We start from the raw sequence: 11033 nt of genomic DNA, 5'->3' as shown, positions 1-11033 counted from the left end.
TTTGGTTTTCGTCTAGTCCACGAATTTGCAGCTTTTAAAGCGTTGCGGTACCGCCTATCCTTATAGCCGTCCGCCCACGAGCACCCATTAAAATAAAAGGACTTGAGTGATTTTTTCAAGGATCGCTGCTTATCCCTAAACTGCTGCTGATGGCCTACAATGGATCGCGTTCCGCGTAGTGGCAAATTATTTTTGTTTTCATAAAGCTGGGTATTGCGTCGCTGAAGCTCCCAAACAAGGTTTGCAATCCTTGCCAAGGTTTCACTGCAGCTGAACAGCCCAGAAGTATCGCAAGAGCCCAAGGGGTCGTTGGGGTAGGCATACGGGGTGTCGTTGCCGCCGTAGATGGGGTCGAGGCTGGTGAACAAACCAGTGACCGGGTTATAAAGACGTGCCCCCATGAGGAGGATTCCGGTCTGTGTGGTGGTGCGCTGTTTCACACCCAGCCACCCGTAGCCGTTGGCTGCAACACCACCCGCACCTGTGAAGGGTGCGGCAACTGGTGTGCCGTACTCGGTGTAGCGGCTCCACCGATCAAGCCCCTCCGCGGCTTCCCCGTCCGTCGGGAGAGTGACGGTGGCGGACACATCCCCGCGGGGACTCGCAAGCGCCAGCTCCCCAACCGTGGACTCACCAGAAGTCGTGATCGACAACGACAACCCGCCACTGGTCAAGTCCGCGTACACCGTCGTCGACGCCCGGTCGGCGGTGACGGTGGTCACCCAGCCAGGATCATCCGAATCATCCACATAATGATTCGTCACCGACTCCGTCACAGCCGCCTCGAGGGTGCGGCGTGTGGTCTGCACCGTGCGACGTCCAGCGACATCCAGGGTGTATGACAAACTCACCCCCGCCTGGGTGATCGCTTTCGCGGTGTCATCGTCGTAGTACGACAGGTGAACACCACCCGATTCCGGGCGCGGTGCATCCGCGGCTGGGATGAGGGTTTGCCGACCAAGCGCATCGTAGGTGTAGACGGTGCCGTCGCCAGCAGTGGCGGGCCGGTCCGCCGCATCGTAGCTACGGCTGGTCCCCACCCCACCTGAGGTGGGGCAGAGCGCCCCGGTGGTGGCGGCAGCCGTAGTGTCAGCAAGCCGATTGCCTCGAGCGTCAAACCGGTACGTACGCAACCTGCAACCGGTGCCGTCAACCTCATCGGAGCGGTCCACCACCTCTGTGAGCCGCCCGGCCGGATCATACGAATACGTCACATCCGCGGCGACCGCCTGAGCGCCGGCGACCGCGCCAGTGAACGCGGCACCATCAGGATTCCACTCATGCACGATCTGCCCAGCCGCGTTGGCCTCCATACTCCACGCCAACCACGGCTGGATCGTCGTAATACCGGTGCCGGGGTTGGTGACGGGACCGTCGTAGCGCTGGGAGATGAGTTCCCCGGTGAGATCATAGAGATGGTGGCGTTCAATCTTGCCGGGGAGTTTCTCTAACAACAGTTCGCCTTGGGCATCATACGCGGCCGATGCAGTCCATGACCGGGAGTCCTTGTGGACGGTCGTCTTGGTCAGCAGCCCGCGATGCTCCATCTGCCCGTTGGCGTCGGTGCCGTCGTAGGTGAACGTGGTCTCGGTCTGGGGGGTCACGACCTTGGTGATGTCACCGAGATGGTTGTAGGTCGTCGTAGTCGTACCACTGCCCGAGGCAGTGTAGGTGAGTTGTCTGCCCCAGGAATCGTAGGTCATCATCGTCGATCCCGCCGTTGACTGGGTGCCGGTGATGAGTCCGGTGGTGTCGTCGTAGGTGGTTGTCACCGCCGGGATCGGGGTCGAGTCTGGCAGTCCGGTGACGGTGGTCGAGACGGTCACGGGCCGCGTCTTCGCATCGAAGGTGGTGGTCGTGGTCCGTTTTACCGCTGCGGAGATGTCCTGTTCGGTGGCGGCTGCACCGTGCCATTGGTAGTCGCGGTGGTAGGTCACCGGCAGTGGGGTGCCGGATGGCTGTGAGGCGGGGCCTTCGCTGCACACATACCCTGCCCATGCCGGTTGCCGGCCGCAGGCGGGGTCGGTCGGGTTGGTGCCGGCGGTCCAGTAGACGGTGCGGCGGGTGCCCGGGTCGGTGGAGCCCGCCCCGGGTTGACGCTGTTCGATCACTCGCCCTTGGGCGTCGTAGCGGGTCTCGCGCCGGATATCTGCACTGTCCGGTACCCCATTGCTGTTCATATCGAGCGTAACCGAGGTCGCTGTTCTTAGATCTCAGCCAGACTTTGAGTCCGAGGCCTCCAGCTTGTCATAACCCGTAAAGGTTGTGGTGAGCGTCTCCACCACTGTCCCGTCGGGACGCTCGGCAGTCACCTGGATCTTGGTCGGTAACGACAGCCCAGGAGTTGGAGCCCCTTCGTCGTAGGTGGTGGCGACATGCTTGCGCAGCATCTCTGCCACGTCTGAGCCCTTGGTACGGATCATCGCCGCAGGCGTATACACATGTTCCACACGCGTCCGGGCGGGCACCAACACCATTCCGTCAGCGTCAGCGATGGCGGTTTGATTGAACACAGTGGTTGTGGCTGCCGCACTGATGTCGGTGATATCGCCGGAACGGATCGCTGCGGTGGCGCGTGCATCCCACGAGTGGGTGACGTTGTCCGACTCGTCGTAGACGTTCGCGGTCAATTGCCACGCTCCACCGCCGAAGGATCCCTCGTGAATCGTATAGCCCATATCGTCAGTCAGCCACACATCCGCACGCTGCCATGCCTCCTCTGTCGGGGCGCCATCGATGATCTGATCAGGGCCGAACGCCGCGAATACCTTCGTAGCTCGTCGGGGAAGCCCATAGGCATCGAACTGGGTGAGGTCGAGGCCAGGCACCGCGTCGAGAGGCTGATCGGCCACGACCGCCGCCAGTTGCGCAGTACCGCCGCCAGCGCTCGCAGGGACCGGGCGCGTCACCTTGACCAGCTTGCCTGCACTGTAGTGATAAGACACGGTCGCCAACCCTGGATCCGTAACCGACGCTAGCCGCTGGCTCGCGCCGTCCCAGGTGTATGTCGTCGTCAAACCAGTGACCACATCCGTCTGGGCCACTAAACGCCCCGATGAGTCGTAGCGATACCGCGACAACTCCTTGACATCCGTACCCGCCTGCGCAGTGATGCTCTTCAGACGGCCCTGGTAATCACCATTACCGGTAGCCGTCGCGTAGGACAACCGCAATATGCGACACCCAGCCACCGGCTTTCCTGGAATACACTCCATCGTCACACCGTCCGGTTTCGGGGCAATGATGTCAGTAACTCGGCCTTGACTGTCGTAGCGATACGAGGTCGTCTCACCCGTAGCTGAATCCCACACCGAATCCGTGATGAACTTCGCTTCCCCAGTCGTTGTGGGGGCAGTGCGGGCTGTGAACCTAGTGTGAACGCCGTCCTCGTCAATGACCGTGACTTTCGTCGCCGCACCATTGCCGGAGACCTGCATGCGCAATGTGCTGGATTCTGCTTCAGCGCCGATCGGTGCATACTCTCCCACTGCCAGAGTTGCCCCTGTGCGCACAGAGCCGTCATTGGGCGCACCGAACGGCAGCACCTGTCCGTCCGCGCTGGCCAACACCAACGTGCCATCAAACAACGTATTGTCGATCAGCTCCATCTCGGACACACCTGTTGGGCCGCCATCTAGTGACGCAACCCAACCTGGCCCGAACACTCCTTGTGCCGGAGACATCTCGCCGGCGAACGTCGAATGTGTCCGAGACACCGATAACTCACCCGTCGGTGTTGACAGCTCTCCATCTGTGGTGCTGACTTGCAGTTCGCCAGTCCACAGGGCCACCTGGCCGCCAGCCACGTCATCGACCGGGAATCCAGCACCAAACGCATGCGGCACACGAACGATCTCCCGCGACGACGTCACCAGCGTGGACAGCCCATACGTGAACTTCACACGCGTCTCCAACACCACGCTCGCGCGCTTACTCAACTCCGGATGGGCCTCAAGAATCTGTGATGTGTCCAGCAGGCCAGACACCATCGTCTTGGCCGGATCCGCAGACACCTTCGCCGACGAGTCATACCAAATTGTGCTTCCCTTCACCCGCCACTGGATCGCGCCCTGCACCTGCAACCCACTCTGGGCGGGGGCGCCCACACCCTCGACCTTCACCCCACCGTGCGTCGTCACCGCTGCCGTTGGGGTTACCAGCGACGGCGTTCCATACCCAAAACTGTACGTCGATATCGCAGATTTCTTCCCAGTCGGCGACGTCACATACGCCTCAATCTGATGCCCACCGGGAACACCGCCGACCCGCACATCCGCGGCCTTGGTGTCAGCCGCAATCTGATTGAATGTTTTCTCCTGCCACGCCCCGCCGTTGACTCGCCACGTCACCTTCGTCGGTGACGATGACCACGACGTATGTCGGGCAGTGAGGGTGCACGTCTCCGCCGAGCGTACGCGCTCGACCCACGTCTTGTTCGCCGAGGCCGGGCACGCGATCTTCGGGGCATATGGCGCAATGAACGCAGGTCGAACTTCCTTCCCAGGCCCCCACCCTGACCAGACGCGACCGTCAAAACTTCGGGCCCTGATCCACGTATTCTTGTTATCCGGAATGGCCACCCGCGATGTGCACGACGCAGTACCACCCGATGCCACTGCCCCAGCCTCGCACAAAACCACCGGCTGATCTGTCGCAGTATAGAAGTACGCGAACTGCACCTTCACCGAGTCTTTGTCCGGATCCGAGACCGGCACTCTCAACCGCGGTTTCGGATTCCCCAAAAACAACTTCGTCGAGCCATCGGCAACCTTGGCGGAAACCAGCCCATCGACTACCGGGACCCCCGGAGTGCTTGGTGCGCGGTTATACACGACTGTCAAGAGCGGTTTGTGCACACCCTCCGACGAGTGGAAACGCTTCCATCCCCAAGAGCGATCTTCTGTATCGGCACGCAACATCATGCCTACTTGCGATTGAGTAGTTTTTGACCAAGCTTTCGCTTGAGCCGTCATATCGAGCACAACCCGCCCCGCAGGACATGAAGACGAGTACCCCTTAGCAGCGGCCACCCATGCACGTCGAGCCCCAATCGAAGGCTGTGTCGTCCAACGAGTCGCAGTCGTCGCTAACCCGGAGTCATACGACGAAAACGCGCTCGAGGAACAACTCCACGACCAAGACTCATACAGTGACAAGTTCGCATTCACGACATCGCGACCCTTAAATAGCCCAGCACTAAAGTTCAGGAAACTCCGAGCCACTTGGCCCTGACCGTTATTTCCTACTTTCAGTTCTGCCGACCGCGACTGATCCGTGGTAAACCCCTGCTGTACAAACGTGTCGAAGACAGGCCCACCAGTAGCCACGGCATAGGTTGGATCGATCGAGATGGGAAACTCCCGCGCAGGATCCAGCAGCCACTGCGTATCCGCCCGAACCTCAACGGCTTGGCTGGATGCTGCGCGTCGCGCTTGGGGTCTCGTGTTATCTATTCCAAATCCAACACGCCGTTCGGCACCCTTTTCGCCCGGAATCGCTGCATGCGAATCCCACATCGAAGGTGGCGCGAATCTCCCGATGGGCTTCCCATTCTTCGAAAGCTTGACTCCACCATCGCGCTCGGCAGCCACCGAGCCTCGAGAACGCACCACGAATGGAAGCTCTAGTCCATCCGAACCCCCAAAACGAGTCACCAACCGTCTTGCAGCCGCAGCGTTTTTGACAACCCACAACAGCTCAAACCCACCCGACCGGACATCAACTGACACATCCACACCCGGAAACACATCGGGATAGCGCGCCGTGGAGCCTTCCAGCAAGGGCTTCGGAAGCGCCTGCCCTTGCAATGCCACCGCAACTTCGTCAGCACTCCCAGCATCAAACACCACCAAGTCAGACGTTGATGGGCCACCCGATAACACCACATCAACAGGCATCGATCCCGGAACAACTACCGACCCGGAAACCTTCAGCGACGTGTCAATATCTCGCCATCCATCAGCCGCATCGGCATCTCTAAACCGCACAGGGGCAGCAGAGACTTCTTCCTCAACGGCACCATCAGGACGCGCAAAAACCCGCGACGACTCAGTCCGTTCAGACAGCACCTCCACCCGCGCCCCTTGCGCCCGGGCAGTCACCACTGCGGACACCCAATCAGGTCGCACCAGAGGAACGGCCGAAGTGGCTGATCCCCCCACATCCCCATCATCAGTCGGAGCAGCCCACGCCGGGCCCACCACTCCAACGCCCACCGTCAACGAAATGGCTATCAGCAGCACCAACGCACGCTTCATCATCACCACAAACCTCGCTCAACTCTGAGACCCAACAAGGCCTGCGGCGACTCACGCATCCGCCCGCATTAACGGAATTTTGACATCAAGCGCTGCAACTACGCAAGATCCGATTTGTTACTTCACAGAGATCTACGCAAGCTTGCAGCATGTAGAACCACAGCCAAGCAGGCAGCTCGCCAACATAGTCACAATCGTTGCCGCTGCAGGCGCTCGGTGAGTGTGCCGTATGGGTTGGATGCGGCTGGGCGTCGCACGGTGCAGACCACACGCCGCACGTTGGAAACGACTGTCACTGAGTCGGTGACGAACCATTATGTGGATGATTCGGATAACCCGGCGTGGGTGACCACCAGTACAGTGCAGGGTTCGTCAACCACTGTGTATGCAGGTCTTCTCACGGGCAGTGATGTGAGTTGGTCGTTGACTACTTCCGGTGGGGTGACCAGCGGTGAGCTGGCATTGGCTAATCCGCGCGGGGATGTCTCGGCAACCATCACACTGCCAGCCGATCAGCATGAGGCGACCGGTCTTGATGGGTGGACCCGCTACACCGAATACGGCATTCCAGTTGCCACGCGGCCGGTGGGTACCGCTGGTGTTGCGGTCAATGGCTATGGGTGGCTGGGTGCGAAACAGCGCACCACCACACAGACCGGAATCCTCCTCATGGGGGCACGTCTTTATAACCCGGTCACTGGTTTGTTCACCAGCCTCGACCCCATCTACGGCGGCAACGACACCCCCTACACCTACCCCAACGACCCCATCAACAAACAAGACACCACCGGCCAAGCATGGTGGCGAGTGGGATTGGTTGCCGCTAGTTATATTCCTGGCCCTATCGGGTGGGTAGCAAGTGGTGCTCTTGCTGTCGATGCGGTACGCAGGGGACGCTACGCAGAAGCAGCGCTTTCCCTTCTAGGACCGGCAGGAAGAGGACTCAAATATGCCGCGCGTGTCACGCAAATAGCCCGATCCACCAAGAGTTGGCGCGCAGCCAAAGGAGCAATCAAGCACGTGGTCAAGAACGGTAACAACACCCTCAGAATGAACCGGACCCGTGTGTCACTCGGCCCCCAACACAAACACTGGAAGAAACTGCCCCAATGGCGCCGTCGAGTTGATCGTCTCCATGTGCATGCCGAACGCAGAAAACTCATCGTTGAGTGGAACAGAAAAGGCGAGGCTCAGTTGCTTATCAAACGAAAAAGGGGAGTAAATGGCCGCCGCCATTGAGATAATTAGACAGAAGCTATCACTCATGGATATCAAGGTCGAGCGAGACGCCGATAGTACTGGATATCCCATGCTTCTTGCCTTCAAGAACGGTAGGATATGCGAGATTGCCAGCTATGACATAAGCGGCGATGGAGATGATGACGATGCCGGATACGAGATCTATCTCTCTAACGGATTTTCAAAGGATATGATTGGCTGGGACGAGGAAGATGTCGTCACAAAGGGCGTCTGCATTATACGATCCTTCATTCAAGATGATTTTTTTCTAAACTCGCGCCACCTTCTTAGTTACATTCAAGGTTTTCCCGGAAAATCTTTTAATTATTCCTGCGAAGAAGCAACCTCTTGGCCGGTGAAGTCTTGGCCCTACTGGTTTCCGGAGGGTCCCCCCGGTGGCCTTTTTCACCGGCGTTTCCCAGCAGGGGCCTCGATGAAGCGGACTGGAACCGATTGGGTTGCCACCATGCCTTTAGCGCCTTCTGATTGGTTAAATTTACCACATACCGAGTTCTCAATCACCAAGTCTTGGGATATGGAATCTGGGACATTCTCATTAGCACAGAGTTCCATGGAAATAACGTTTCGATTAGGTAGAGACTGGTTAGAATCCCGACTACCTTCAGGGATGCGCTGTGTTGCCTTCTCTTCCAGAAATGATCAGCTTCCTCCCATCGCGGCGGCTAGCCAGATCATGCGTCAGGCCGGGGCTACTGACGGACGGATGCTGCCGAAGTGGCGCTGCTCAACCGGTAAACTCACCGACGACTACGTCATTGTCTTGCAGCACCCTAACAAAGCAGGAGAGACAGGATCTTGTGAGGCTTGATTCATCCAGGATTGTAACGATCATTCAAAAGAGGATACTCCTCTCCCCGGGGTCATCCACAACTCCCGACTGAATACACCTAGCGCGACTCACGCATCTGCCCATATTGGGAAGATAATCCGGAATTAGCCAAGCGCACAAGATGTTACGTTGGCTGAATTCTCTGGAGCGCAGAGCACCTTGGTTTCGCTCTGATTCGCTAATCCGATAGCCGGGTTTGAAGAGAAATATGTGATTACGTTTGATGCTGTGCTGCGCAGCTTCGCGACGGGCGATGAGCACGGCTGCTGCTGATCGAACTTCTACCTCTCAGCTGCGATGGCCTACGCTGACACCATGCCCCTCGCTCTGGAAGCCCACGATCTGCGGCTCTCGTTTGGCACAAAGCCCGCCTTGGATGGCCTGAGCCTCACAGCGTCTCCGGGCACAGTCACCGCACTGCTCGGCCCCAACGGTGCGGGCAAGACCACGTTCATCCGCTGCTGCACCGCGCTGCTCACTCCCGACGAGGGTTCGCTGAAGATCTTCGGCCACGCGCCAGGTTCTGCCGAGGCGCGCGCACGCGTCGGGTTGATGCCCCAGGCCACTGGCGCATGGGCGGCGGTGACCCCGTCGAAACTGTTGCGCTATCTCGCCAGCCTGTACGCGCACCCGCAGCCGATCGATGAGCTCATGCAGGTCCTGCACATCGACGAGTTCGCCACCACCGCCTACCGCAGGCTCTCGGGCGGCCAGCAGCAGGCTGTAAACCTGGCAGGGGCGCTCGTCGGAAGGCCATCGCTGGTGTTCCTCGATGAGCCCACGTCGGGCCTGGACCCTCGCGCTCGCCATCAAACATGGCAACTCATCCGTTCTGTGCGCGACGCCGGTGTCGCCGTCGTGCTCACCACCCACAACATGGCCGAGGCCGAGGAGCTCTCCGATACCGTCACCATCATGCACCGTGGGCGCGCTCGGGCGAGTGGCACCGTCGCACAGCTCGATGCCCGGTACGGAACCCTCGAGAAGGCATTTCTGCAGTGCACCGAGGAGGAAGCATGAACCTCGACTTCACTCCCGCCCCCACTGCAGCACCTCGCAGGGCGCAGGTGTGGCAGCACGCCAAGATGGAGGCCGGGCTCATCCTGAGCAACGGCGAGCAGCTCATCCTCGCCATCGTGTTTCCCGTAGCCATCCTGGTTGCCGGCAAGGTGTGGGGCGCGCGGTTTGGCATCGACTACCAACAGCTGGCGCCGTCGGTGCTGGGCATGGTGCTGTGGTCATCGGGGCTCACGACGCTCGCCATCGCCACCGGATTTGAGCGACGCTACAACGTGCTCGAGCGCCTCACCGCGACCCCGCTGGGCAAGGACGGCATTCTGCTCGGCAAGGCGCTGTCCATCGCGATGATCACCTTGGGACAGGTTGTCGCGCTCGGCGTCCTAGGGCTGCTGATGGGCTGGCGCCCCGCGATCGCCCCTGCGGCGTGGCTCGTCACGACGGTGACGTGCATCGTCGGCATGGCGGCGTTCATTGCGCTCGGGTTGGCCATCGCTGGTTCACTTCGCCCGGAGACGACGCTGGCGCTGGCGAACTTGTTGTTCCTGGTTGGCCTTCCGCTCGGCATCGTGATTCCCGTGACGGCGTTCCCCAGCTGGTCGCAACCGATCCTCACTGCACTACCCACCGCCGCGGTCGGGGAGTCGCTGCGTGCGGGGGGAACAGGTACAGTGCTCTGGTTGCCGCTCGCCGTGGCGGCCGTGTGGGCTGCGGCGGCTGCGGCGCTTGCCAGAAAGGTATTTCGTTGGACCTCTTGAAGAAGCTCGTCGGCACGCAGCGCGCGCTGATGGCGTGGCTGTGGGCGTCGCTGATCTGCAACATGGGCATCGTGGTCACGGGCGGTATCGTGCGTCTGACTGGCTCGGGGCTCGGCTGCTCCGACTGGCCCTACTGCACTCCAGACCGGCTCACCCCGCACGCTGAGTTGGGCATCCACGGGCTCATCGAGTTCGGCAACCGCACGCTCACCGGCGTGCTGTGCTTCGTCGCGCTCGGCGCGTGGATCGCGGCATGGTGGGTGCGCGGGCGCGGCACCAAGCTGTGGTGGGTGACGTTCGCCGTCGGATGGGGCATTATCGCGCAGGCCATCGTCGGCGGTATCACGGTGAAGCTGGGGCTCAACCCGTTCATCGTGGGCTTCCACCTCACGGCCTCCATTCCGCTCATCGTGTTGTGCACGTGGGGTGTGTTGTTGGGGCGTGACAACGTGCCGGCTGTGACGTCGGCCGGCACCCGGGCGCTCATTGTCGGAACCTTCTGCGCGGCCATGGTGAGCGTAGTGACCGGCACGCTCACGACGGGTGCCGGCCCCCATGCTGGCGACGCCAACGCGCCGCGCAACGGGCTCAACATCGAGCAGATCGCGCGCATCCACGCGCTCTCAGCGTGGGTGGTGGCCATCCTGGCCGTCGCCTGCGTCGTGGTGTGCAAGCGTGCGGCTAACCGCGAAGCGGCTCGCCTGGCGACGATGTTCCTCGCCGCCGTGGCGCTGCAGGGCGCCATCGGCTACCTGCAGTACTTCCTGGGCATCCCGGCAACCGTGGTGTGGATGCACATGGCTGGCCTCACCGTCTTCGCGGCAGCCTCGGCTTGGCTGTTGTTCGGCACCAAGGCCGCAAACCTCGCTTCCGACTAAGCCAGACGCAATAGAGTGGGTGGCCGAAGTACAA

7 protein-coding genes and 1 pseudogene are annotated in these 11033 nt (G+C 60.6%); 5 read left to right on the top strand and 3 right to left on the bottom strand.

Annotation, left to right across the window (positions count from 1 at the left end; all coding sequences use genetic code 11):
* The 3 genes and pseudogenes from Q0X61_RS07405 to Q0X61_RS13385 form a co-directional block, all read right to left on the bottom strand.
* The coding region (locus tag Q0X61_RS07405) for an RHS repeat-associated core domain-containing protein (protein ID WP_297741825.1) at window positions 1–2180 on the bottom strand (2180 nt) is incomplete at its 3' end.
* 33 nt (window positions 2181–2213) lie between these two features.
* Window positions 2214–4349, bottom strand: a complete 2136-nt coding sequence (locus Q0X61_RS07400; protein ID WP_297741823.1) for an RHS repeat domain-containing protein — start codon at window positions 4347–4349, stop codon at window positions 2214–2216.
* Between the two features lie 495 nt (window positions 4350–4844).
* Window positions 4845–5516 (bottom strand): annotated as a pseudogene (locus Q0X61_RS13385) (DNRLRE domain-containing protein); the annotation flags it as partial.
* Window positions 5517–6515: 999 nt separating this feature from the next.
* Between Q0X61_RS13385 and Q0X61_RS07395 the strand changes: the two are divergent.
* The 5 genes from Q0X61_RS07395 (at window position 6516) to Q0X61_RS07375 (ending at window position 10999) form a co-directional block, all read left to right on the top strand.
* Window positions 6516–7496, top strand: coding sequence for an RHS repeat-associated core domain-containing protein (locus Q0X61_RS07395; protein WP_297741822.1), 981 nt, complete (start codon window positions 6516–6518; stop codon window positions 7494–7496).
* Window positions 7480–8325 carry a hypothetical protein gene (locus Q0X61_RS07390; protein WP_297741820.1) on the top strand — a complete coding sequence of 282 codons (846 nt, stop codon included), beginning with the start codon at window positions 7480–7482 and terminating at the stop codon, window positions 8323–8325. Before Q0X61_RS07395 ends, Q0X61_RS07390 begins: the two co-directional genes overlap by 17 nt.
* Before the next feature lie 318 nt (window positions 8326–8643).
* Window positions 8644–9366 (top strand): ABC transporter ATP-binding protein, encoded by a 723-nt coding sequence (locus Q0X61_RS07385; protein ID WP_297741818.1) that lies wholly within the window; start codon window positions 8644–8646, stop codon window positions 9364–9366.
* Window positions 9363–10121, top strand: a complete 759-nt coding sequence (locus Q0X61_RS07380) for an ABC transporter permease (RefSeq protein WP_297741816.1) — start codon at window positions 9363–9365, stop codon at window positions 10119–10121. The genes Q0X61_RS07385 and Q0X61_RS07380 overlap by 4 nt, the downstream gene beginning before the upstream one ends.
* Complete coding sequence (locus Q0X61_RS07375; RefSeq protein ID WP_297741814.1) at window positions 10109–10999, top strand: heme A synthase; 891 nt, start codon at window positions 10109–10111, stop codon at window positions 10997–10999. The genes Q0X61_RS07380 and Q0X61_RS07375 overlap by 13 nt, the downstream gene beginning before the upstream one ends.
* Window positions 11000–11033: the final 34 nt, after the last annotated feature.

Origin of the sequence: uncultured Tessaracoccus sp., from assembly GCF_947255005.1 — a bacterium.
GTDB lineage: Bacteria > Actinomycetota > Actinomycetes > Propionibacteriales > Propionibacteriaceae > Arachnia.
The sequence above is the reverse complement of the archived record's forward strand: the minus strand, read 5'-3'. Positions and strand labels throughout refer to the sequence as shown.